The following is a 24,704-nucleotide window of genomic DNA, read 5'->3' on the forward strand; positions in this document are numbered from 1 at the left end:
GCAGCGATGAAAGCGAAACATACAGAATTCGCGCGCGGCCTGCCCAGCGCTGCATCTTCCGCCTCCATCTTCTTTTTCTGCGGTCCCGACGAAGCGGGCGCGTCCGCCGCGGCTGCGAAAATCATCGCAGCTTTGCCCGACGCTGGAGAGCGGATTGAAATGTCGGGGGGCGATTTGCGGCGCGACCCGGCGCTTTTGGGTGACGAAGCGCGATCCAGCTCGTTGTTTGGTGATACGCGGCATATCTATGTGCGGGCATCGGGGGATGAGGCGCATGACGCGCTGAAAGCCTTAATCGATACAAGCGATGCGGGCGCGGGGGACGCTGCGCCAATCTTTATCGTCGCGACCGCCGCAACCGACAAATCGCGCACGGCCAAATTGCTTGAGAAACGCAAAGATGCGCTTGTCGCGATGTTTTATCCCCCCGATTTGATGAGCGTCGCGGCGTCTGTGCGCGCTATGGCGGATGGGGCCGGTCTGCGTCTGGGTGGCGATTTGGCCGAACGCGTTGCGCGGGCTGCTGGATTGGATGTCCGCCTCGCTCAATCTGAGATCGACAAATTGGCGCTGTATATGGATGCCGGGCCGCAGACGCCTAAAACGGCATCGGTTGAAGATTACGCGGAAATTGGCGCTGCCACCGAAGAAGACGGTTTTGGCCCCGTCGTGAACGCAGTGATGGGTGGCGATCTGGCCAAATTGCCCAATGAATTGCGCCGTATGAAGGAGTTGGGCTTGAACCCGGTCGGCCTAACCTTGGCGTTGGAACGTCGCGCGGCTCAATTGGCTATGATCGGTGCCAAATTGGGTAAGCGCGGTTCAATCGACAATTTGGGTCGCGGCGAAAAGGCGCAATTGGGCATTTTCTGGAAAGAAGAGCGCGAAATCCGTCAACAACTGGGCAATTGGCAGGGCGTCGTTGGCCGTGGCAGCAAAGAACGCAAGCTGGACCGGTTGATCCCCCGGTTGGTGGCGCTGCATCGAAACCTGCTCGCGAACAGCCAAACGGCCGAATTGCTTTTGGCGCAAGACCTCACCCAAATTGCTCGATTTGCTGCCAAACGGTAGCATTATCGGACAGTTTTTCATTTCGCAGTCGCACAAAGTGCAATTTTGCGTGTAGGGGCTTAAGGAATCATAAGGGATATTCCTTAAGGAGCGTTCCGGGGGGAACGTGAAAGCATATGAATAAGCAAACCGGACCGCTTTCCGAAGTCGTCCAATCGGATCAGGCAAAAGACATCATCGCGCCCTCGTTGGAGCGGCGGCGTTTGCGTGCCTATGCCATATTGCTTTTGCTTGATGCGTTGCTGCTCAATCTGGCGTTCGCTGCTGCCGGTCTGCTTTACGAAGGTTTGTGGTGGCACCCGCGCAATATGTTGGCGGTGCAAACGATCTTGCCGATCTACTTCACCATCGCGCTGTACAATCAAAGTTACGGTGGCAAGGCTCTTGTCGATTGGGTTTTTGCTGCAAAACAAGCGCTTATCGCTCTGTTGATTTCGGCCGCTTTGTTGAACTTCGTCGCGTTCTACACAAAATCAAACGCGCAATTTTCGCGCGTTTCGGTGACATTGGGCCTGATTCTGGCGGCAGCGGCATTGGTCGTGTTGCGCCGGATTATCCCGGTTTTGATCGCAAAGTTCTGGGGCGGGCGCACGCGCAACAATTTGATCATCGCCGATGGCGGACCGGAATTCTCCCTGCCTTTGTCCGTCAAAGTGTCAGCGGCCGAATACGAATTGGACCCGTCAAGCCACGATCCTTTCATGCTCGATCGGTTGGGCCGGATGCTGCAGAATCAGGACAAAGTCGTGGTCAGTTGTCCACGCGAACGCCGCCAGGCATGGGCCTTCGTGCTCAAATCGGCGGGGGTCCAAGGCGAAATCGTCAGCGAACCCGCCCATGAGTTGGGCGCGATCGGCGTGCAACATTACGAAGAGCAAGATCGCACCACTTTGGTGATTTCGACCGGACCGCTCAGCTTGCGGTCACGCATTTCAAAACGTTTGTTCGACATCACTTTGGCGGGCGGCGCGTTGATCGCGTTGTCGCCGATCTTGTTGTTCACTGCCCTTCGGATCAAACTGGATGATGGTGGGCCGGTTTTGTTTGTTCAGCGGCGTTTGGGGCGCGGCAATCAGTTCTTCAACATGTTCAAATTCCGTTCGATGAAGGTCGAGCAGAATGATGCCAATGGGGATCAATCCACCGGCCGCGAAGACGACCGGATCACCACAATCGGCAAATTCATCCGCCGGACCAGCATTGATGAGCTGCCGCAGCTGATCAATGTGCTGCGTGGGGATATGTCGATCGTCGGACCACGGCCGCACGCATTGGGAAGCCGTGCCAACAACAAGTATTTTTGGGAAGTCGATGCGCAATATTGGCGTCGTCACTGCCTAAAACCGGGGCTTACGGGGCTTGCTCAAGTGCGCGGCCATCGCGGTGCTACCGAAGTTGAGAAAGATCTGACTGATCGTTTGCAATCCGATCTTGAATATATTTCGGGTTGGTCGTTGAAACGCGATCTGGAAATCGTGCTTCAAACCGTGCTCGTGTTGAAACACGACAACGCGTACTAAAGCGCATCGGCCCAATCGGGCATTCAATCTCGTTACAATCAGGTGATCCAATCACCCTAACCAATTGGGTGTTTAGTCGTCGCCTTGTGGAACGGTGAAGGTGCCGGTTACCCGCCCATTGGAGCTTTCCGTTCCCGACGCGGTGTTGCCGCCGCTGGATTTCCCATCAACGCTGGATAGACCGCTGGCAAGGTCAATAACCAGCCGTCCGCCATTTAGGGTATCGCCAGCCCGGCGCAGTTCAACATTGCCCGCCATTGTGATGATCTGTCGGTTAAAATCATAGACCGCGACATCGCCGCTCGCGCGTTCATTCCCGCGTGTCACAACAACTCCGCCATTGGCGGTGATCCGGGCTACATCCAACGAACCATCATCGGTGTAATTCGCCAACATTCGATTGGAACGGACGGTTAAACCGGCTTGATTGACGGTGACGCCTCCGGTCAGCACCACGCGGTTGGCACGGTCATCGAAATCAATGCTGCCGGCGTCAAACGACACAGGTGCATTGGTGTTGTGTGATGCGATTGTCTGCGCATTGAGGGCCATACCGCCAGCCAATGCCGCGGTTAAGGCAAACCCCCCAGCGGCCCATGTCAAGGCAATTTTTCGTAAGCCGGGCTGTTGATTGTGTTTCGTCGCATTTGCCATCAGGGCACCCTCAATTCGCCGGGCACCATGGTGAGCCGGGCATTGCCATCCAGTGTGATTGTGCGCGCATCAATGTCGGCGCGCATTGTGTCCGCCGAAAATGTCCCTGCAGGAACCGACCCGGAAACACCTTCATCGCCGCTCATCATCCGCGTGTCGAGATCCAAGGCCACGCCGCTTGCTGTCATCGCATATCCATCGGCGGTCCGCACACGGACAATTCCGTCGACGTCGACGACCTCTTCATTGATGTCATAGACCCCGCCGGGCGCTGACAAGCGCGCGGGACCATCGTCGAGCAGCAATTGCGCCATCAGGTCCTGCATGCGGACTTTGCCTTCGGCGCTGGACCGTTGGACCGCTTCGCCGGCGGTTAAAGAAAATGGGCGGCCAAAATCATCGCGACCGCGATACATAGCGTTGTCCACGCTCAACCGTTCGTCGATCACCGCGACGGTCGACCTGTCGAGAAGGAAGCTGACCTCTCCGCGCGGAGAAAGCGGCGTGATGATCATCAACGCCGCCAAAACACCCACGCCCATCGGCAAAACCCGCGCGAGAAAACCGACCAGCCGGTCATGGCTGCCACCCGGCGCGGCGAAATGCTGCCGTTTGTTGCGAAGGTCCTGCGCTTCGCTGGTTTCGATGCGGCGTTTGATCACCATGATGGACGGTCTACTTGTAGTAACCTTCATTATGGCTGAATATGTCGCGCCCGTCCCAACCGGCAATGTCGAGCAACGCCCGTGTCGGTAGAAAGTCAAAGCAACTCTGTGCCATTTCCATGCGGCCTTCGCGTTCCAAGCGCACGGTTAATTCATCGCGCAAGGCGTGCAAATAGCGCACATCGGATGCAGCGTAATCGCGCTGCGCATCGCTTAAAACAGGGCCGCCCCAATCGGACGATTGTTGGTGTTTGGAAATGTCCGCATTGATCAATTCGGTGGCGAGATTTTTGAGCCCGTGCCGGTCTGTGTATGTCCGCACCAGCTTGCTACCGATTTTTGTGCAGAACACTGGGCCCGCCATCACGCCCAGATAATATTGGATCGCGGCAAGATCGAAGCGCGCATAATGGTACAATTTGACCCGCGATTGATCGGCCAACAACGCGCAAAGGTTGGGCGCGTCATATTCGCTGCCTGGATTGAATCGGACGAGGTGTTCGTCGCCCGATCCGTCGCTGATCTGGACCACGCAAAGCCGGTCGCGATGGGTGATCAGGCCCATGGTCTCTGTATCGACCGCCAATGCGCTCGTGCCTTCAAGGACGCCTTCCGGCAGATCTTCTTCGTGGAAATGAACTGTCATGACGATGCCACTACGCCCATTGGGGATATAGGGGAAGGGGGCTATCGCATTGGGCGCGACGCCCGGTCTAGGACAATGGCGCCATGAACACAGAGCAAATCCCCGAAAGTTGGCGCGCCGCGCTTGATCCGGCCCTGCAAGCGGTTGAGGCTCACAAGTTGGGCGGTTGGCTGCGGGCGGAGGAAGAGGCGGGCAAGACAATTTACCCACCGCGAGGACAAAGATTGGCGGCGTTGGCGGCCACCCCGCTGAACAATGTTCGCGTCGTGATCCTTGGGCAAGACCCTTATCACGGTCCCGGTCAGGCGCACGGATTGGCGTTTTCCGTGGCCGATGGCGTCAAACCGCCGCCATCGCTAGCCAATATTTTCAAAGAACTATCCCATGATCTGGATATTCCGATCCCGCAGACCGGCAATTTAACGCCGTGGGCGAAGCAAGGGGTGCTGTTGCTCAACAACACTCTGACCGTCGAGGCCGCCCAAGCAGGCAGCCATGCCGGGCGCGGTTGGGACGCAATCACCGATGCTGCGGTGCAGGCGGTTGCGCAGAGCGATGCGCCAACCGTGTTCGTGTTGTGGGGCAGCCATGCGGCCAAGAAGGCGAGCCGTGTCAAAGCGCTTGGCGCGAGAGCAGTCAAATCGGCGCACCCGCGTCACCTTATCCTGAACGCGCCGCACCCCAGTCCATTATCGGCCTATCGAGGCTTTTTCGGATCGCGCCCCTTTAGTCAGGCGAACGCGTTCCTGCTATCCCATGGCCGATCTCCGATCGATTGGTCGTTGTGATGCGGATCGTCGATACGGCTGGCCGCTTGCGCTGATCCGTCATCTGTACGACACTTGCGTCCATTATGACGCCGGACGAAGCCAGAAACACGCTAACCGCCCGTGCTGCCGCGCTTTTGGAAGAAGACGCGATCAGCAACGAAGCCCGTGCGCCCGTCACACTGCAACAAGACAGCGTGGGGCGATTGTCGCGCATGGATGCGATGCAACAACAAGCCATGGCCAAAGCGCAAGAACGCCGACGCGGACAAGAACGCATTCGGATCAAAGCGGCGTTGGCGCGGATCGATGACGGCGAATGGGGGTATTGTGTAACGTGCGGCGAAGATATCGCGCCGGCGCGTTTGGAACATGATCCCAGCGTCGCGGTCTGTGTCAGTTGTGCGGCCTAAGCGACAACGCCGCGTTTTAGACAATGCGATCTTTGACTTGAACCGCCCTCAATTCGCCATCCTGCGGCAACTAAGCGACGGTTCACCTTTGGACTGATAGGTGCTGTGCGAACTTGCGGGTGGAGGCGTTGGTGAAGACAATCGGATGGGCAATTGCATCGTGCATGATGGCGGCGGCGGTGCCATTGGCGATCGGCGCACCCGCCGGCGCTCGACAACAAGAGCAGGCCAATAACCAGCCCGACGCATCCCGAATCGCGTTAAACGAGACGCTGCAAAAACCCATTGCCGTTGAACGCGACGGTGCAGTGACCACGGTCCCGCTTACCCCGTTCCGTGGGAAATATGCGCTCGATGCAGCTCTGAATGGGATTGAGCGCCAGTTTATTTTCGACACAGGCTCCCCAACCATGATCTCGCGCGAGTTGGCGGATGCGCTCGATTTGACAATCATCGGGTCCAACACTGGTCGCGATGCCAATGGCCGAGCGGTGACAACTCAAATTGCGATTGTTGATCGTCTCGAAATCGGCGGTGCGACCTTTCGATCTGTCCCCATTTTGATCGCGGATTTCGGTGTGGCGGATCCCGATGGATGCTTTTTTGATGGCGGCGTTATCGGGTCGGAGATATTTCCGGGCAGCGTCTGGCACATCGATGCAGATCGCGAGGCATTGCAGATTGCGGCGACGGCCGGTGATCTTGAATTGCTGAATTCTGGTCAACCAGAAGGTGCCGTGATCGAAGCGTCTCTCTATGATTATGGATATCCTCACGCGCCGATCCTTGATTATGGATTTGACGATTTCTCCGACAAGGCGTTGTTCGATACCGGCAGTTCGGATACGGTCGTCTTGTTTGATCGCATCATGGCTCAGGCGATGCGAGACGGTGCGATTGTCGATGGAACCGTGAACGAAGGCCGCGGGTCGCACGGAGTTTCGGCCGGCGGTGCCGGGGCCATTACGGATCTAGTCCGGTTTGACATTCAAGGTGTTCGAATTGGCGAATCCGGATTGGAACGACAGCGCGCGACGACGCGCAATTCTCCCCCCAGCCTGATCGGTTTGGGGTTGATGGCATCCTACAATGTCACGCTGGATTACACAGCCGGTCGCGAGCCAAAGATTGTGTTTCGCAAGCGCGCCGATCGCGAATCACGCGCGAACCGCGCACCCTATTCTTTAATGGTGGTGGGCGATGCGATCATGGTGACTCAGCGTTTTGACGGGGCAGGAAGCCTGATGCTTGGCGATCACGTTTTAGCGATTGATGGCCAAAGCCCGCCGATCGACGATGCGGGACCGTGTGTCATGGTCAATTGGCTCACCGATGCACAAAGCCGGGGTCGCGCGCAGTCGCTCACCGTCATGCGCGCGGGCGAGAGCATTGTTATCGATGTTGGCGGATCTTGATGGTTTAGGGCTGTTCTTCAAATTCGCTGCGCAGCTGCATTTTGCGCAATTCCAACGGCCATTCGGCGCCGCTCAGTTTCAGGATGCCGTCTTCCAACACGCCAACCACTCCGGTGAAGTCGGCGACGCCCATATCATTGGGGTTGAATTCGAAGAGAACGGTGCCGCCATTCCCCGGATTGAATGGTCCCGCAATGTCGTAGATTTGCGAAGTCACATCATAAATTGATTGGGTCAGTTGGACGTCAACGGGTTCATCGCATTCCCCCGCTGGCGGAGACCAACCTTCTGCGGGGACGTGACCGAAAAATCCGCCGCCGTTGCGGCATGTCAATTTGACGGAGGCGTGCTGAAACGGATTTCCGTTGGTCGCCCACACCACTTTGATCAACGGTCCGTCCGGCGTCTTTTCAAAACCGGACCAGCCAAATTCTGGGGCGACCGGCACAGGGTCGCTGACCAAGGTGATGATTGCGCCATCCTGATGCCAGGTGCCTTCCGCGCGCATGTCCAATGCGCCGACAGAGACACCCCATGCGAATGTTCCATCCTCGCGGATAATCATACCCATAGCGGTTTCGAACGAATTGCCGTTGTAGCGGCCAACAAAATCGGACGCATCACCCGCATTGGCCGTTTCGTTCTGTGTTTCGTCGGCCGCCCCGCTGTCTTGGGCCGATACCGGGCAAGCAAGCGCGGCGGCCAATACAGGCACCAAAAATTGGGCGGGGTTCATCTTAGAAATCCGCGGTGATCCTTGCCCCGACGGTCACGCCGGTATCACGGAATGCGACCGCGCTATCGACCACCTGAACATTCGCGGTCAGCCCCAGCCCTTCGGCAATGCCGTAAGTGTAGAACGCCTCCACACCCTGTTCGTCTTCGATGCCAAGGCGAAAGGCGATGTCATCAACCAATTCATCGGTCAGCGAATATTGGAAATAGGCGAGGCCAAAACGGTCTTGCGGGCGGAAACGAGGGTTGCCCGATACGCCGATATATCCGGAGTAGTCGAGGAACGTTGGATCGCCCATGGACGCTTGGAATCGAGCAAGAATGCCCCAACCTTTGCCGCGCGCCTCTGGGTACAATTTGACGAATTGATAGCCGGAAAGCTGCACCGCCAGCTCGCCGCTCTCATTGCCGAACGTGGCAAAGGGCTGTGGCGGCGGGGTTAATGCGCGGGGCAGAATATCTACCGCAAAGCTGTCGCGCGTTGATCCCACAACGGCAAAATTGAAAACACCGGGCATTCCACCAAACCGTGTCCGAACCGCTGCCGATGCCAAAAAGCCTACACCGCTTTCAAAAGCAGTTTCAAACCCAGTGCGTTGATATTGGCTGTCGGGATCAAAGACCCACAAACGGTAGATCATCTTGCCGCTGGGCACTTGCAACGCTGCGCCCGTCAATGTGTTGGGCACAACAGCGGTGGGCGGCAAAGCAAGGCCTAGATTCTGAAAGCCAAAATGGCCGTCGCTGGCCACAATCGGCAACTCGCCGGAAATGTCGAGGACATTGATTTTGCCCACTTCGAGGGTTGCACCCGAATTCCATTGATATTCGACGCTGGCCGATAGATCGAAATCGCCTGCCCCTTCGGGACGGAAAAGCGCCGTGTTGCCGGGAATAAGACCGATTTCACCGTTGGAAGACTTGCCCCAAGTGTACTCCGGGCGAAGCTTCAATGTGAGATTGCTGGGTCCGCCGTAGAAACTGCCGCGCACTTCGAGATAGCCGTCAACGCGGCCAGAATACCGCGCAAGAGAGCGGGCATCGCCAGCGACGGGTACATCCACAAATTGCGACGCGACGACGCGCAGATCGACATCCTTGGGCGGCGGCGGAGCAGCGGGTGCTGCTGCTGCCGGAGTTGCGGGTTGGCCTTGCGGGGCAAGCGTAGGCGTGGCCACCACGATGGGTTCTACCGGAGATCGGTTCATGCGCGTGTGCGCGATGATGATATCGCCACCGCGATTCTGGCGTCGCGCGGGAAGCATATACACATTGCCTTCACTGTCTTCGCACGAACCAAAGGCATCATTGCAGTTCACGGTGACAGCATCGTCTATATCAACACTATCGCTCGCTTGTTCCGCAAGCGCGGGCGCGGCCCAAGCCAATGCCATTGCACTCGCTGCGAATCCCAAAGCGCCAGCCCGGCGGCTGCTATAATTGATCACGACCCTCATCCCTTCCGTTGCCGCGCGTCGCGTGAACCGCTCGCGCGCATATCTGGATGCACGAGATGAACCACTCGCGCGATGGCGGGTCAATAGGACGGATTTCTTTACACCGTGTTAGCGATGCAGTTGTGACCTGAACGCGTCTATTGAAAGGCGGGTTAGCGGGGCAGTTCGGTGACGCCCATCAAGGCTTCATCGACGGCGCGCGCACACTGGCGCCCTTCGCGAATGGCCCAGACGACAAGGCTTTGCCCGCGCCGCATATCGCCGCACGCAAAGACATTATCCTCACTGGTTGCGTAATTGTTGGTGTCGGCGGCAACATTCCCGCGATCCGTCAATTCCACGCCCGCTTGTTCAAGCAATCCGGCCTTTTTTGGGCCGACAAAACCCATGGCAAGAAAGATAAAATCGGCTTTGATAGTAAAGGCGCTGCCTTCGACTTCCTGCATCTTGCCATCGACCCATTCGACCCGGGCGCATTCAAGACCGGTGATGGTTTCGCCGTCGCCGACAACACGTTTGGTCAAGACCGCCCAATCGCGATCCACGCCTTCTTCATGGCTTGATGATGTGCGCAGCTTCAGTGGCCAATTGGGCCACGTCATCGCTTTGTCCTCTTTTTCGGGAGGCTTTGGCATGATCTCCAGCTGCGTGACGCTTGCAGCGCCTTGGCGATTGGATGTACCGACGCAATCGCTGCCCGTATCGCCTCCGCCGATCACGACAACATGCTTGCCTGTGGCTTTGAGGGTGCCACGCGGTGCCGCGCGCTCTTCCACGTCGCCTGCATTGCGCTTATTCTGTTGGGTCAGGAATTCCATAGCGAGGCGAACGCCGGGCATTTCTGCACCGGGAATGTTGAGCCCGCGCGCATCCTCTGCGCCCCCGGAAAGCACCACTGCATCAAAATTTTCGCGCAGGCTTTTGAACGACACATCCACGCCAACTTCTTTGCTGGTGCGGAATTCAACGCCTTCGGCTTCCATTTGGAGACAGCGGCGAGAGATGAGGTTTTTCTCCATCTTGAAGTCGGGAATGCCATAGCGCAGCAATCCACCGACCCGGTCGCTCTTTTCAAATAGAGTCACCGAATGGCCCGCGCGCGCCAATTGCTGTGCGCAGGCCATGCCGGCAGGGCCAGATCCGATCACGGCGACCGATTTGCCGGTCTTTTGCTCCGGCACTTGCGGTGTGACCCATCCTTCGTCCCATCCGCGGTCGATGATGGCCGCTTCGATGGATTTGATCGTGACGGGTTGGTCAACGATGTTGAGCGTGCACGATGCTTCACATGGGGCAGGGCAAATGCGACCCGTGAATTCAGGGAAGTTGTTCGTGCTGTGCAGCACGTCCAAAGCGTTCTTCCAATCATTCTCATAGACCAGATGGTTCCAGTCCGGGATCATGTTGTTCACCGGGCACCCATTGTGACAATAAGGAATGCCGCAATCCATGCACCGCGATGCTTGAGCCGACAGCACTTCATCGCTCGGTTGCACCACAAATTCGCGGTAATTGTTCAACCGCTCTTTGGGGTCGAGGTAATCGCGTTCGCGGCGATCGAGTTCGAGAAATCCGGTATCTTTACCCATCGTCTGTGCCTATCTTTCTGGCCATTATTCCGCCGCGACCGAAGCGGCTTCTTCGCGCTCGGCTTCCATCGCTTCAAGCGCGTTTTTGTAATCGCGCGGCATCACTTTGACGAATTGTCCCAATGCCGCGTCCCAATTGGCAAGCAGATCGCTGGCGACTGTGCTGCCGGTGTGGAGTTGATGCCGCTCTACCAAAATACGCAGACGTTCCGCATCGTGACGCAGCATGTCGCCCATGCCGAAATCGCGCACGCTGGTGCCGCGTTGTTGCGGGCGTCCGGTGCCTTCATCGGCATCCGCCTCGCTAGAGATTGGCAGCAGATCGACCTGTGCATGGTTTACAAGAGAGGCAAAATTGCCATCGGGATCATACACATAGGCGACACCGCCGCTCATACCTGCTGCAAAGTTCCGGCCCGTCTTGCCCAACACAACGACTACGCCGCCGGTCATATATTCACAGGCGTGATCGCCCGCGCCTTCGACCACCGCGATGGCCCCCGAATTGCGCACGGCGAAACGTTCACCGCCGACGCCGTTGAAATAAGCTTCACCTGCAATCGCGCCGTATAATACGGTGTTGCCGACAATAATGTTGTCGGACGAAACGCGCGGAGCGTTTTCGGGTGGGCGCACGATAAGACGACCACCAGAAAGGCCTTTTCCGACATAATCGTTGGCGTCGCCCACCAGATCGAGCGTCACGCCATGGGCCAACCACGCGCCAAAGCTTTGCCCAGCAACGCCGGTTAGGTTCACGCGGATTGTATCGACCGGCAATCCTTCGTGGCCATGCGCCTTTGCGATTTCGCCCGAAAGCATGGTGCCCACGGTACGGTTCACATTTCGGACGTCATAGTCGATTTGGACCGGGGTTTTCGTCGCGATCGCGTCTTTGCAATCCGCGATCAACGCGTTGTCCATCGCCGCGCCAAGACCGTGATCTTGTTCGCCCGTGTTGTGCAATGCCGCGTCGTCTGCGATCTCCACTTGGTGTAGAATGCGCGCCAAATCGATGCCGCGCGCTTTCCAGTGGCGGTGCATCCGTGTCATGTCGAGCCGGTCAACCCGGCCCACCATTTCTTGAACAGTGCGGAAGCCCATTTCGGCCATGATCCCGCGCAATTCTTCGGCGACGAAGAACATGTAATTGACCACATGCTCTGGTTGGCCGGTAAAGCGGGCGCGCAAAACGGGGTCTTGCGTGGCGACGCCGACGGGACAAGTGTTGAGATGGCATTTGCGCATCATGATACAGCCCGCCGCGATCAACGGTGCCGTTGCAAAACCAAACTCATCCGCGCCCAACAACGCGCCAATGGCCACGTCGCGGCCAGTCCGCAATCCGCCATCGACTTGCACCGCGATCCGGCTCCGCAAATCATTCAGCAGTAAGGTTTGCTGGGTTTCGGCAAGGCCTATTTCCCAAGGGGAACCGGCATGGGTAAGGCTGGTCAACGGAGATGCGCCGGTCCCGCCATCATATCCAGAGATGGTCACGTGATCTGCGCGCGCTTTCGACACGCCGGCGGCCACTGTGCCCACGCCCACTTCGGATACGAGCTTCACCGAAATCCGCGCGCCAGTGTTCACGTTTTTGAGATCGTGAATTAGCTGTGCGAGGTCTTCGATAGAATAGATATCGTGGTGTGGCGGGGGCGAAATGAGGCCCACTCCGGGGGTTGAGTGACGAACGGCGCCGATGCGCTTGTCGACTTTGTGGCCGGGCAGTTGTCCGCCTTCGCCGGGCTTTGCGCCTTGAGCCATTTTGATCTGAATATCGTCAGAATTGACCAAATATTCGGTCGTCACGCCAAACCGGCCCGACGCAACCTGTTTGATCCGGCTGCGCATGGAATCGCCGTTTTCCATCGGCGTAAAGCGGAACGGTTCTTCGCCCCCTTCGCCGGTGTTGGAGCGGCCGCCAATGCGGTTCATGGCCAACGCCATGGTGGAATGCGCTTCGTGGCTGATCGAACCAAGGCTCATCGCGCCCGTGCTAAACCGTTTGACGATCTCGCTGGCCGGTTCGACTTCGTCCAACGAGATCGCCGTTTCTGCGTTTTTGAATTCCATCAGCCCGCGAATGGTCAACAAGCGTTCGGATTGCTCGTTCACCGACTTGGCGTATTCTTCGTACGTCGCCGCGTTACCTTTGCCGTCATTGGCGCGCACAGCGTGCTGCAATTGGGCGACGTTTTCTGGTGTCCATGCATGTTCTTCGCCGCGCAGACGATATTGGTAGATACCGCCGACATCCAACATGCCTTTATAAAGCGGGTTGTCGCCGTAAGCTTGGGCATGACGGCGCACGCTTTCTTCAGCCACTTCGTCTAGGCCCGCGCCTTCGATTGTGGTTGCCGTGCCAGTGAAGTATTTCTCGACAAAGGCGGTGGACAGGCCAACCGCGTCGAAAATCTGCGCCCCACAATAGGATTGATAGGTCGAGATGCCCATCTTCGACATCACTTTGCGGATGCCCTTGCCGATGGCTTTGATATAGTTTTGTTCGACCTGTTCCGTGGGGATATCGGCATGTTTGCGCGCGCGGATATCCTCGAGCGTTTCGAACGCCAGATACGGGTTGATCGCTTCGGCGCCGTAACCCGCCAGCACACAGAAATGGTGCACTTCGCGCGCTTCGCCGGTTTCGATCACGAGGCCGGTCTGCATCCTTAAGCCTTGGCGCACCAAGTGGTGATGCACCGCCGCCGTAGCGAGCAATGCCGGCATCGCAATGCGGTCTTCATTTTGCGTCCGATCGGACAGGACAAGGATGTTTTGGTCCTGAAGCACCGCTTCGGTCGCGGCCCAGCACATTTCTTTGAGCGCCAGCTCCAGACCCTCTGGGCCTGACGACGCATCCCATGTGATGTCGATTGTCGCACAGCGGAACGCCCCATCGAGCGCGCTCTCAACCGAACGGATTTTCGCCAGATCGTTGTTGGTGAGGATCGGTTGTTCAACCTCAAGCCGTTTGTGCGTGCCCGCATCATGGCCAAGCATGTTTGGACGCGGGCCAATCATCGACAACAGGCTCATGACCAATTCTTCGCGGATAGGATCGATCGGCGGATTGGTGACTTGAGCGAAATTCTGTTTGAAATAATCGTAGAGCAGGCGCGCCTTGTCCGACAAAACCGCAATCGGGGTGTCGGTGCCCATTGATCCAATCGGATCGTCGCCTTTGATCGCCATTGGCTCAAGGAAACGGGATACGTCCTCTTGGGTGTAGCCGAATGCCTGCTGCGCTTGCAGCAAGGTGGGTGTTTCCTGATTTTCGTCTTGCGGCAGTTCGGCAAATTCTGGATCTACCACTTCCAAGTCTTCAAGCTTGTATTGCGCCTGTTCCAACCATTTCGCGTATGGTTCCGCATTGGCCAATTCGGCTTTCAATTCAGCGTCTTCAATGATGCGACCTTGTTCCAGATCGATCAGCAGCATTTTGCCCGGTTGCAGGCGCCATTTGCGGGTGATGTCTTCTTCGGCAAAAGGCAAAACGCCGCTTTCCGACGCGAGGCACACCACATCATCTTTGGTGACACAGAAGCGCGCGGGGCGCAGGCCGTTGCGATCCAAAGTCGCGCCGATCTGGCGGCCATCGGTAAAGCAGACCGCAGCGGGGCCGTCCCACGGCTCCATCAAAGCAGCGTGATATTCGTAGAACGCCCGGCGTTCTGTGCTCATCTGTTCGTTTTGCGACCACGCCTCTGGCATCAACATCATCATCGCGTGCGCGAGCGAATATCCGCCCGCCAACAGCAGTTCGAGCGCGTTGTCGAGGCATGCCGTGTCCGATTGCCCATGAGGGATGATCGGCCACATCTTGTCCAAATCTGCACCGAGCAATTCGCTTTCCATGGTGCGGCGGCGCGCGTTCATCCAGTTCACATTGCCGCGAACTGTGTTGATTTCGCCGTTATGCGCAATGAAACGGAAGGGATGCGCCAAGCGCCAACTTGGGAAGGTGTTGGTCGAGAACCGTTGGTGCACAAGGCCGAACGCGCTGACACATTCGGGGTCGCGCAGATCATTGTAAAACGACTGCACCTGCGTGGCGAGCAGCAAGCCTTTATAAACAATCGTGCGGGTCGAAATGCTCGCCATATATGTGTCGGTGAGCGTGGGCATGTCATGCTTCACCGCCAATTTGGCGAGGGGGTTCAAGGTCTGTTTGCGGATCGCGAGCAATTTGCGTTCAAACGCGTCTTGGTCTTCGCAATTGTCGCCCCGGGTGATGATCGCCATCTGAATGACAGGCATGGATGCGATAACCGCATCACCCAATCCATCCTGACTTGTCGGCACATCACGCCAACCGATCAATTTTTGCCCTTCTTTTTCGGCGAACTGCGCAAAGCGTGTGGCGACAAAATCGCGAGCCGCATCGTCTTGCGGCATAAAACACATAGCAACGGCGTAATCGCCGGGTGCCGGCAAGTCATGGCCATTTTCATTGGCCCAACGGCGAAGCACCGCATCTGGGATCTGCATCAGAAGGCCGGCGCCATCCCCCAATAGAGGATCCGCGCCAACAGCGCCGCGATGGTCGAGCTTGGCCAAAATTTCCAACGACTGCTCAACAATCGTGTGGCTGCGTTCGCCCTTAATATGGGCGACCATGCCTACTCCGCAGGCGTCATGTTCATTGGCGGGGTCATAGAGACCCTGGGAATTGGGGTATCCCATGGTTGGCTTTCCGTTCTGTCAGATGCCAATGCAGCGGGACCGATGTTCGGTATGCAGCAACGGCGTGAATGGCGAGCGCACCGGGCCTGTTGCGTATCGAAGGAACCGGGCCGCGCTTCGTTCAACATCCTATTGCCGACGGAAAAGCGATTTTGCAACCGCGAAGAGCGCAGCAAAATTACACAATTTGAAAGTTAGCCTTTAGTTTGATTGCGCAAGCGGTGGTTCAAACACGCAATTTTAGCGGTTTTCTGCGCCACAACGCGCCGTCGGCGCAGTTTAGGCCGCGCCGCGCAAAGATTGCAATTTTAGCAATGCATCGCGCAATTCGCGCTCCGTCTGTCCCAATTCGGTCATTTCGGGGGCCACATTGTTGTCATTCCCTTGCACCGGGCGCGGCGTGGATTGCGGAGCAGGCTGGTCAAAACCGCGCTCTGTGAACAATGTCAGCGCTTTTAAAGCTTCGGCCAATGCGGCATCGCGGCTCGGCCCGGAATCGGGAACCCGTTTGCGTTCAGCCTCTTGATGATCGTGCAGAGCGCCTGCGAAACGTTCCACCATTTCAACGATGCTCAATTCATCCGTCGGCTTCTGACGCAATTTTTCGAGCGCACTTGGTGCCGGAGCTGGGACCGGCGCCGATTGTGGCACCGATTGGACGACAGGGCGCGGCGCCGGTTGTGGGGCGGCGTCTTGCGATGCCGGAGCAGGTTTTTCTTCGACCCAAACGCCGTTGCGGCCCGGAAGTTCGGCAAATTCACCCAGATCAAGCGCTCGTGGCTTTTCAGGGAGCGTGTTTTCGGCTGCGCCCGAAGTGGGCACCGCTTTTGGTGCCGGCTTGGGCGCGGGTGCAAATTGGGTGAGGCTCCAAGATGGGTTGGAATTGGAGCCGCTAATGGGTTTCTTTTGAGCCTGTTGCATGGCGGGTTCTCTGTCTTGTGATTGTGGAGCGGGCGCGGCTTCACAGGTTGCCCCTTCGCATGTTTCGATCAGGGCGGATTTGAACTGGCTGCGAGTAAAGATCGGCTTTTCGCCTTCGTCGGCGGCGGCGCAGTCTTCGGGCGCTTCGATGTCATAGCCACGCTGTGACAGTTCGCCCAAGGTTGGTTGGCGCGGAACGGGTTGGCGGGTGGTTTCGCTCAACTCTTCGAACTCGCCCTCTTCTTCGGCCGCACCAAACGGCATTTCTTCGATCGGCGCATCAAGGCTCTCGCTGCCCAATTCAACAACGGGGTCAATCGGGCGCACGCGGCGTGTCGATACGGCAGAAACGACCGCAACTTTTTCTTCGCTGCGGCTGGAATATTCGCGCAATGCGGCGGCGACTACATAACCAAGGCCCGCGCCAAGCAACGCCGCGATGGCTGCAAAAATGTACGTGGCAACATCGCCTAATGCCGTCAGGCCGCTAAGCGTGCTGAGGCGACCAACCAAATTGGCGGGCAACACAAGCACAGAGAGACCCAGCAACGCTGCGCCCCATGCGGTGATGACCGGCACGAACGATTTATGTGCGGAAACTGGCGTTTTCCGAGGCTGCTCGCGAACGCGTTTGGTTGTGCGCTTCTGCGCCTGTTCGTCGAAATGTTTACTAAGACGCATATTGCCCTTTGCCCGTCTGTTTTTTTGACGAGCAAAGGAGGAACTACCCCTATGCTCGTAAGCCCCGTTCGCGCGTCACGGTGTCAACCCGATCGTCGCGGCCACCATCGTGACTAAGATCGGATAGCAAGAGATGGTAAACGTCGAGATAACGCCGAATGTTTGTTGCCCAATTGTGTCGGGCATGAACGTGATTGACGCCGGCGTCCCGGATCGCCTCCCATTCGTGACGAGCATTGAACACGCCAGTTAGCGCAGCTGCGCATGCGAGGGGATCATCGGGTGTAAAGAGAAAACCAGTTTCGCCGTCCTGGATCAATTCGCGGTGTCCGCCCACATTTGACGCGGCGACGATCCGCCTTTGCGCCATGGCCTCCAACGGTTTGAGAGGGGTGACCAGATCGGTCAGGCGAGAATGTTTGCGCGGATAGGCCAATACATCAATCAGAGAATAATAACGTTCAACCTGATCATGCGGCACACGGCCGGTGAAAATGACAGCATCGGGTTCAGGCAAGGCCGCCGCGGCGGCGCGCCATTTCGCATCCATTTCACCCGCACCAACCAACAATAGGCGCGCGCCGGGATGGCTTTTTCTAAGATGCGGCATGGCCGCGATCAGATCATCGACCCCTTCGTAATCATAGAAACTGCCGATGTATCCGACCACCGGCGATCCTGGTTCGATGCCCAATTCGACACCCAACGCATCGTCGCGCGCCACAGGTTCACCGAACATAGTCAGATCAACGCCGTTCGGCATGACCCCAATTTTCCCCTCGCCGATGCCGCGCGCAATCAAATCATCACGCAATCCATTGCAAATTGTGAAAAGCGCATCCGCCCGCGTCGCCACTTGTGTCTCTAGGCTGCGGGTTAGGCGGTATTTGGCCGACCCTTGGGTGCCGGTTTGGTTGCCGACAGCGGCGTCTTCCCAAAAGGCGCGGATTTCATACACGAACGGAATATTGAGCGCTTGCGCGGCGCGCCACGCAGCACCACCGTTCAACGCCGGGGAGTGGGCATGAATGATATCGGGCCGCCATTCTTTGGCCAAGGATTGGATCGCCGCTGACAACGCTCCCATTTCTTTCAACTCGCTCACCAACATCGGCCCGCTGGGATTGCCGGTTGTGCGGTGAAACGTGAGGCCATCATATTCCTGCACCGCTTTGTCGCCGTTCGCCCCGTCCCATCCCGCTTCGCTATTGTGGCGTTGAGACGTTATGCCGCGCACTTCCAATCCCGCGGCTTCTTGAGCCTTTAAGATGGCGCGCGTGCGAAAGGTGTAGCCGCTGTGCAGTGGCAATGAATGGTCAAGGACGTGAAGAATGCGTGTCATGGCGATGCCTTTAGCCCCGTTGTGCTTAACGCCGCGTCAACTGCCTTTTGGTATCAGCGGCTCGACATGATCGATTATCTCTCTCTTGCTTTGGGCCACGGCCTGCTTGCGGTGGCTTTGCTGCGGCTGGTGCTGTTGGATGATTTGGATGTCGATCCGCGAGTGAAAGAGCACAAGCAACGCGCCGAGGCAGAACGGTCTGCGGCGACCAATTCAGGCCGCGCCTCGCAGCGAATGAAAGCGCAAGAAACCGCGTCAGAACGCGATCAAGATGAGGCTGCGCTGTAGATGCTCGATCTCGTTTTCATCGCTTTTATCGCTTATGTCTTGATGCTCGGCCTGCGGCGGCCGTTCCTGTGGGTGTTGCTGTATGTCTATATCGACATTCTGGCCCCGCAACGGATCGGCTATTCAATCATCACAGAATTGCAGGTTTCGTTGATCGCATTCGCAGCGGCGTTTGGCGGATGGCTTTTGCTGGATCGCAAAGAAGGGTCGCGTTTCACGATGCGCCAATTCTTAATGCTGGCATTGCTGATCTATTGTTGGTGGACGTTGCAAAGCGCGGAGTTCCCAGAATCGGCCGTGACAAAGTGGGATTGGGTTTGGAAGGCTTTGCTTTTCGCGATCTTCCTGCCGCTGACGATTACGACGCGCGCGCGGATCGAAGCGCTGGCCCTAACGCTGACTTTGTCGATAGCGACCATTGTGATTGGCACCGGCCTAAAGATCGTTTCGGGCGGCGGCGGCTATGGCAATCTCAAATTCTTCGTCCAAGACAACAGCGGCATTTATGAAAGCTCGACTTTGGCAACCGTTGCGATCGCGTTGATCCCCTTGGTCGCGTGGTTCACCCGCTATGGCACGATTTTTCGACCGCACTGGATGGTGAGTGCGTTCGCCTTGGGACTGGTTTTTGCCAGTTTGTTGATCCCCGTCGGCACCGAAGCGCGCACAGGTTTGCTGTGTATCGCGGCGTTGGGCGTGTTGTTGCTGCGTTATACCAAGCGTCGTTTCACTTTCGTCGCGGCCGCTGGCGTTCTGGGTCTCACCGCTTTGCCGTTTTTACCGGCGAGCTATTACGAGCGGATGGCAACCATCGCACAGCCAGGCGGCGATGAAAGCGCGTCGACGCGATTGGCCGTTTGGTCATGGACCTTGGACTATGCGAGCCGAAACCCAATGGGTGGCGGCTTTGATTCGTACCGCGCCAACAGCTTCACCTATGTGATGCCCGTAAGAGAGGTGACAGGGAATACAGTCACCGTTCAATATCGCGATGTGGTCGATGAAGGGCGCGCCTTCCACTCATCGATCTTTGAGGTGCTGGGGGAACAAGGTTATCCCGGGCTGCTCATGTGGTTGATGCTGCAAGGGTTGGGCGTTTGGCAGATGGAGCGGATCTATCGCCGTTGGAAAGGGGCGACGGATGAGGAAGACGCCTGGATCTCGCCGCTGGCTGCTGCATTGCAAATGGCTAGCCTGATTTATCTGGTCGGCGCCTTGTTTCAAGGGATCGCCTATCAACCGGTTATGTTGATGATCATCGGGCTGCAGATTGGGCTTAACTCCTATCTCAAACCGTTCGAATCGGATCGGCGGACCGAAATCACAAATGAGCGCATCAAAACGGTCATGACACCGTCGCAGAAGCGCGCAAAACAGCGGCGAGAGGCCGCCAAAGCCCGTTTAAAGCCGACCTAGAAGCGGTTTGGAGGCCGGTGCAACCTAGCGTGCCGTAACGGCAGTGATGCATGCATTGCACTGGTCGAAACTATGGGCCATGTAGCTCCTCGATAGCAACGCCTGTGCGGATGGAATCGCGGGCGAAATTTGAGAGGAATTGAACCATGACTCCACAAGAATTGGCCACAAAGGTTGGCGAAAATATCGGCACCAGCGAATGGGTCGAAATGAGCCAGGAAAAGATCAACATGTTCGCAGATGCGACCGGTGATCATCAATTCATCCACGTCAATGAAGAAGCCGCCAAGATGACGCCATTTGGCGGCACAATTGCGCACGGCTTTATGACCTTGTCGATGATGCCGTACCTTGGTGCCAACAGCAACACGCCGAAACTCGACGGTGTGAAAATGGGCGTCAATTATGGCGGCAACAAATGCCGTTTCCTTAGCCCAGTCCGCGCCGGAAAGCGCATTCGTGGCCACTGGAAATTGACCGAAATGATCGAAAAACGAGCCGGTCAATGGCAACAGACTTGCGAAGTCACGATGGAAATCGAAGGCGAAGAAACGCCTGCGCTGATCTGTGAATGGATCACGCTGTACTTCGTCTGATCTGACGAACCCTTTCATTCTGAATTTGCCCCACCTTTTCGGGGCTCGCTGCGTATCAACCCCCTTACGAAAGGACATTTTATGTCACGTGATGCAGTCATCGTATCCACCGCCCGCACGCCAATTGGCCGGGCATATAAAGGCGGATTCAACGCCACGCCTGGTGCCACTCTTGGCGCCGCATCTTTTGCTCCTGCTGTTGAGCGCGCCGGTATCGATGCCGGTGAAATCGACGACGTTGTTTGGGGCGCGGTCCTTACGCAAGGCACGCAAGCCGGTAACATTGGTCGTCAAGTCGCTCTGCGCGGCGGTGCCCCTGTTTCGGTGGGTGCGCAAACAATCGATCGTCAATGTTCAAGCGGCCTGATGGCGATCTCGACAGCGGCAAAGCAGATCATTGTCGACAATATGGATGTTGTCGTTGGCGGCGGTCAGGACTCGATCTCGATGGTCCAGACCCCTGAAATGCGCGTTGCGCCCGATCGCTCGCTGATCGAAATGCACAAAGACGTGTACATGCCCATGCTCGGCACGGCCGAAACGGTTGCCGCGCGTTACGGCATCAGCCGCGAAGCGCAGGACGAATACGCGCTGCAATCGCAAATGCGCACAGCAGCCGGTCAAGAAGCCGGTCACTTCGACGCAGAGATCGTCCCTGTCACAACCACCATGATGGTGAAAGACAAAGCAACCGGCGAAGTCAGCCAAGTTGAGCACACCATGACCAAGGACGAAGGCAACCGCCCTTCGACCACGCTCGAAGGCCTACAAGGTCTTCAACCTGTTATGGGCCCGGGCAAGGTGATCACCGCCGGCAACGCTTCGCAGCTTTCCGATGGTTCATCGGCTTCGGTTCTGATGGAAGCCAAGCTTGCTGAGCAAAAAGGTCTTCAACCACTGGGTCGTTATGTCGGCATGGCGGTTGCAGGCACCGAACCTGATGAAATGGGCATTGGCCCTGTTTTCGCGATCCCGAAATTGCTGAAGCAAACCGGCCTGAAAATGGACGATATCGGCCTCTGGGAACTCAACGAAGCGTTCGCTGTACAGGTTCTGTATTGCCGCGATAAATTGGGCATCGATAATGACATCCTCAACGTCAATGGCGGCTCGATCTCGATCGGTCACCCATACGGAATGACCGGCGCGCGCTGCACCGGCCACGCTTTGATCGAAGGCAAACGCCGCGGTGCGAAATATGTGGTCGTGACCATGTGCGTTGGCGGCGGCATGGGCGCAGCGGGCCTTTTCGAAGTCTTCTAAGCGCAGCCAAAAGCTGAATTTGGAAAAGGCGGCGCGGGATCAATCCTGCGCCGCCTTTTTCTTTGCGGGTGTTTGTGGCTACAATTGCCAAATGGGCATCATCGAAATTATCGGAATCGCGGGCAGTGTCAGCCTATTGTCGGGCTGGCGGTTGTATTTGTGCATCTTTGCGACGGGCCTAGCGATGCGATTGGACGCATTGCCGGTACCAGAACATTTGGCCAGCCTTGGTGTGCTGGAAAACCCATGGGTTATGGGGATCGCTGCCATTGGTGCGCTGGCGGAATTCTTTGCCGACAAGGTCATGTGGCTCGACACCGCATGGGACACGCTGCACACGCTGATCCGGCCGATTGGCGGCGCGCTGTTGGCGCTGGCGATTGTTGATCCTTCCGACCCCGCAACGCAGGTCATCGCTTTTCTGTTGGGCGGCGGGGCGAGCTTTCTCGCGCATGGCGGAAAGGCCAGCGCGCGCGCCGTGGTGAACACCTCGCCTGAACCGGTTAGCAACCTTGTCACGTCCAGCGTAGAGGATGTGGCGACCGTTGGGCTGCTCTATGTGGCGTATGAGTATCCGACAATTGCAGCAGCGGTGGCAGCGGTATTGTTCCTCGTCGCAATCGGCTTGCTATGGATGGCACATCGAATTGTGAAACGTCTGTTTTTTAGGGCACCTAAAGCGGACGCATGATCGCTCACGCCGGACCGCGTCCCAATGCGCCAAACCAACAAAGCATGTAATCTGAATTAGGACAATCGATGGATCTCTTGCGCAAAACGATATTCTTGGGCTGCTCCGCAATCGCCCTTTGTGGATGTGGCGGATCCGATAGCAGCACCAGTGCCCCTGCTCCGGTCGCAACCGGAACGCCAACCCCATCGCCCACACCTACCCCTACACCAACCCCTTCGAGCAGCGGCTTTGAGTTTGGCCGCACGATCAACACCGACGCCAATGCCCCGTTGGCCAGCATGAATCAGCAAACGGGCAAATTGCATTACGCGCTGTATGCCAATCACGATCAGTCGAACGCCGACAATATGATCCCCGACTTCTCTCATGCTGGCTATGGAGGAGGGGGCGTGGCTTTGCCGGGTTACGCGGACATTTCGGTGCATCGCACGCTCAGCCCGCTTGTCGGTGACAACCTTGCCGCCATTCAGGGCGCGATTGACTCCGTGGCGGCTCTTCCCGCTGATAGCAGAGGCATCCGCGGCGCGGTCCTGCTGACCGCTGGACAATATGAAATTAGCGGCCCCATTGTCATCTCAACCGGGGGCGTTGTTTTGCGCGGCGAAGGTCCGGGGGCGAACGGTACCGTCCTCATTGCGACCACGACTACAGAGCAATCCACCCTGATAGAGGTGCGCGGCGAAGGGTCAGGTAGGCGTCCCACGGCGGCGGCCAATTCTGGCGAAACCGACATCACTCAGGCCTATGTCCCGGTTGGAACGATCAGCGTGGAGGTCGCCGATACGAGCGGCTTTGCCATCGGAGATGCCATCGCGATCGTCCGCAGTCCCAACGATGTATGGATGGGCAATGGCGGCGTGGACATGGCCCAATACGGTTGGGAACCCGACAGCTATGAATTAGCGATTGAGCGCACGGTCACCGCCATTTCGGGCAACACGATTACATTTGATGCACCTGTGACTGACACGATTGAGAGCCAGTTTGGTGGCGGCTATGTCTACAAGACAGACACATCCCAACGATTGCAGCAGGTTGGCGTTGAGAATCTAAGGCTGCAAACGCTCGATTACGCCGACATCACTCGGGAGGATCGCGCCTTTTTCGCGATCGCATTTGAAGAGGTCGAAAACAGCTGGGTCCGCGACGTCACCTCACGGTTTTTCTCGCAAGCTTTCAATTTCTACGATGGCGCGCGGTTCAACACGATGCAGGATATCGCCTTTATCGACCCCGATTTCGAAGTGGTTGGCGGGCAACATTACGCATTCGACTTTAAGGATGCCGGTCAAAATTTCTTCCAACGTTGTTACAGCCGAGAAGGGCGACACAGTTTCACATCCGGATCGCGCGCGACCGGCCCCAACGTTTTCCTCGATTGCCTCGCGGAGAACAGCACCAATGACAGCGGCCCGCACCACCGATGGGCCACGGGCACCCTCTTCGACAATGTGAAAGACAGCCTGCTGCGCGTGCAGAACCGCACAACTTCGGGATCAGGGCACGGCTGGGCCGGGGCACAACAATTGCTTTGGAACAGCGAGCTGGACGAATATGTCCTGCAAACGCCGCCTTTTGCCATGAATTGGGCGGTTGGGATTGTCGGAACACGGATTGATGGCAGCTTTTCGCCTGATGAAGCAGACGGGATCATCGAAAGCGCGGGCACGCGTGTGGCTGTGCGCAGCCTCTATCTGCAGCAATTGGAGGACCGATTGGGCAACCAAGCTGTGACGAATATCACTATACCGCAACAACGCAGCGGAGTGATATGGAATGCCCTTTCCGCATGGGCGGGAGAGGGGAAATTTTCTCCGTAAGTTGTTGATCACAAAGGGGCCTTGTGTTTGAGGTCAAACATAGCGGGCGCAGAGGCTCGATA

20 protein-coding genes are annotated in these 24,704 nt (G+C 57.3%); 11 read left to right on the forward strand and 9 right to left on the reverse strand.

Going from position 1 to position 24,704, the window contains the following annotated elements:
• Window positions 1-6 precede the first annotated feature (6 nt).
• Entirely contained in the window at window positions 7-1,071 is a 1,065-nt protein-coding gene (locus BQ8290_RS10055; protein WP_108789811.1) for a DNA polymerase III subunit delta, read from the forward strand.
• 116 nt (window positions 1,072-1,187) lie between these two features.
• Complete coding sequence (locus tag BQ8290_RS10060) at window positions 1,188-2,591, forward strand: exopolysaccharide biosynthesis polyprenyl glycosylphosphotransferase (RefSeq protein WP_108789813.1); 1,404 nt, start codon at window positions 1,188-1,190, stop codon at window positions 2,589-2,591.
• 72 nt (window positions 2,592-2,663) lie between these two features.
• Here the strand turns inward: BQ8290_RS10060 and BQ8290_RS10065 are convergent, their stop codons facing one another.
• From BQ8290_RS10065 to BQ8290_RS10075, 3 genes are read right to left on the reverse strand one after another with little or no spacing between them, the layout of a single operon-like run.
• Window positions 2,664-3,245, reverse strand: a complete 582-nt coding sequence (locus BQ8290_RS10065) for an LptA/OstA family protein (protein WP_108789815.1) — start codon at window positions 3,243-3,245, stop codon at window positions 2,664-2,666.
• Window positions 3,245-3,910, reverse strand: coding sequence for an LPS export ABC transporter periplasmic protein LptC (gene lptC, locus BQ8290_RS10070; RefSeq protein WP_108789817.1), 666 nt, complete (start codon window positions 3,908-3,910; stop codon window positions 3,245-3,247). The genes BQ8290_RS10065 and lptC overlap by 1 nt, the downstream gene beginning before the upstream one ends.
• Window positions 3,911-3,920: 10 nt before the next feature.
• Window positions 3,921-4,556: a ribonuclease D gene (locus tag BQ8290_RS10075; protein ID WP_108789819.1), complete on the reverse strand. Its 636-nt coding sequence runs from the start codon at window positions 4,554-4,556 to the stop codon at window positions 3,921-3,923.
• A gap of 83 nt (window positions 4,557-4,639) precedes the next feature.
• On the opposite strand from BQ8290_RS10075, the gene ung reads away from it, so the two are divergent.
• The 3 genes from ung to BQ8290_RS10090 all read left to right on the forward strand — a co-directional run bounded on the left by ung (window position 4,640) and on the right by BQ8290_RS10090 (window position 7,151).
• The gene (gene ung / locus BQ8290_RS10080) at window positions 4,640-5,344 is read left to right on the forward strand and encodes a uracil-DNA glycosylase (RefSeq protein ID WP_108789821.1); all 705 of its coding nucleotides are present in this window, start codon (window positions 4,640-4,642) and stop codon (window positions 5,342-5,344) included.
• Between the two features lie 65 nt (window positions 5,345-5,409).
• Complete coding sequence (locus BQ8290_RS10085; RefSeq protein ID WP_108789823.1) at window positions 5,410-5,736, forward strand: TraR/DksA C4-type zinc finger protein; 327 nt, start codon at window positions 5,410-5,412, stop codon at window positions 5,734-5,736.
• A gap of 131 nt (window positions 5,737-5,867) precedes the next feature.
• Window positions 5,868-7,151, forward strand: a complete 1,284-nt coding sequence (locus tag BQ8290_RS10090) for a retropepsin-like aspartic protease (protein WP_337661300.1) — start codon at window positions 5,868-5,870, stop codon at window positions 7,149-7,151.
• Between the two features lie 4 nt (window positions 7,152-7,155).
• Here BQ8290_RS10090 and BQ8290_RS10095 read toward each other — a convergent pair whose 3' ends face one another.
• From BQ8290_RS10095 to BQ8290_RS10120, 6 genes are all read right to left on the reverse strand, one after another.
• Entirely contained in the window at window positions 7,156-7,887 is a 732-nt protein-coding gene (locus BQ8290_RS10095) for a hypothetical protein (protein ID WP_108789827.1), read from the reverse strand.
• A 1-nt stretch (window position 7,888) separates the two neighbouring features.
• Window positions 7,889-9,334, reverse strand: a complete 1,446-nt coding sequence (locus BQ8290_RS10100; protein ID WP_337661301.1) for a carbohydrate porin — start codon at window positions 9,332-9,334, stop codon at window positions 7,889-7,891.
• A gap of 161 nt (window positions 9,335-9,495) precedes the next feature.
• Entirely contained in the window at window positions 9,496-10,932 is a 1,437-nt protein-coding gene (locus BQ8290_RS10105; RefSeq protein WP_108789829.1) for a glutamate synthase small subunit, read from the reverse strand.
• 24 nt (window positions 10,933-10,956) lie between these two features.
• On the reverse strand, window positions 10,957-15,621 hold the full coding sequence (gene gltB / locus BQ8290_RS10110) for a glutamate synthase large subunit (protein ID WP_108789831.1): 4,665 nt from the start codon (window positions 15,619-15,621) through the stop codon (window positions 10,957-10,959).
• Window positions 15,622-15,900: 279 nt separating this feature from the next.
• A complete protein-coding gene (locus BQ8290_RS10115; protein WP_108789833.1) occupies window positions 15,901-17,223 on the reverse strand; it encodes a hypothetical protein in 1,323 nt (440 codons plus the stop codon).
• 49 nt (window positions 17,224-17,272) lie between these two features.
• On the reverse strand, window positions 17,273-18,565 hold the full coding sequence (locus BQ8290_RS10120) for a TIGR04063 family PEP-CTERM/XrtA system glycosyltransferase (protein ID WP_108789835.1): 1,293 nt from the start codon (window positions 18,563-18,565) through the stop codon (window positions 17,273-17,275).
• Here BQ8290_RS10120 and BQ8290_RS10125 point away from each other — a divergent pair.
• The 6 genes from BQ8290_RS10125 to BQ8290_RS10155 all read left to right on the forward strand — a co-directional run bounded on the left by BQ8290_RS10125 (window position 18,548) and on the right by BQ8290_RS10155 (window position 24,642).
• The gene (locus BQ8290_RS10125; protein WP_337661302.1) at window positions 18,548-18,853 is read left to right on the forward strand and encodes a hypothetical protein; all 306 of its coding nucleotides are present in this window, start codon (window positions 18,548-18,550) and stop codon (window positions 18,851-18,853) included. The two genes, BQ8290_RS10120 and BQ8290_RS10125, sit on opposite strands and share 18 nt — an antisense overlap.
• Window positions 18,854-20,269 carry a DUF5935 domain-containing protein gene (locus tag BQ8290_RS10130; protein ID WP_108789839.1) on the forward strand — a complete coding sequence of 472 codons (1,416 nt, stop codon included), beginning with the start codon at window positions 18,854-18,856 and terminating at the stop codon, window positions 20,267-20,269. It begins immediately after the preceding gene.
• A gap of 146 nt (window positions 20,270-20,415) precedes the next feature.
• Window positions 20,416-20,865 (forward strand): MaoC/PaaZ C-terminal domain-containing protein, encoded by a 450-nt coding sequence (locus tag BQ8290_RS10135; protein ID WP_108789841.1) that lies wholly within the window; start codon window positions 20,416-20,418, stop codon window positions 20,863-20,865.
• An 81-nt stretch (window positions 20,866-20,946) separates the two neighbouring features.
• A complete protein-coding gene (locus tag BQ8290_RS10140; RefSeq protein WP_108789843.1) occupies window positions 20,947-22,128 on the forward strand; it encodes an acetyl-CoA C-acyltransferase in 1,182 nt (393 codons plus the stop codon).
• 91 nt (window positions 22,129-22,219) lie between these two features.
• Window positions 22,220-22,819, forward strand: a complete 600-nt coding sequence (locus BQ8290_RS10145) for a DUF4126 family protein (RefSeq protein ID WP_108792265.1) — start codon at window positions 22,220-22,222, stop codon at window positions 22,817-22,819.
• Window positions 22,820-22,887: 68 nt separating this feature from the next.
• A complete protein-coding gene (locus BQ8290_RS10155) occupies window positions 22,888-24,642 on the forward strand; it encodes a hypothetical protein (RefSeq protein ID WP_337661303.1) in 1,755 nt (584 codons plus the stop codon).
• Window positions 24,643-24,704 lie beyond the last annotated feature (62 nt).

It is taken from the genome of Erythrobacter sp. Alg231-14 (assembly GCF_900149685.1).
GTDB lineage: Bacteria > Pseudomonadota > Alphaproteobacteria > Sphingomonadales > Sphingomonadaceae > Erythrobacter.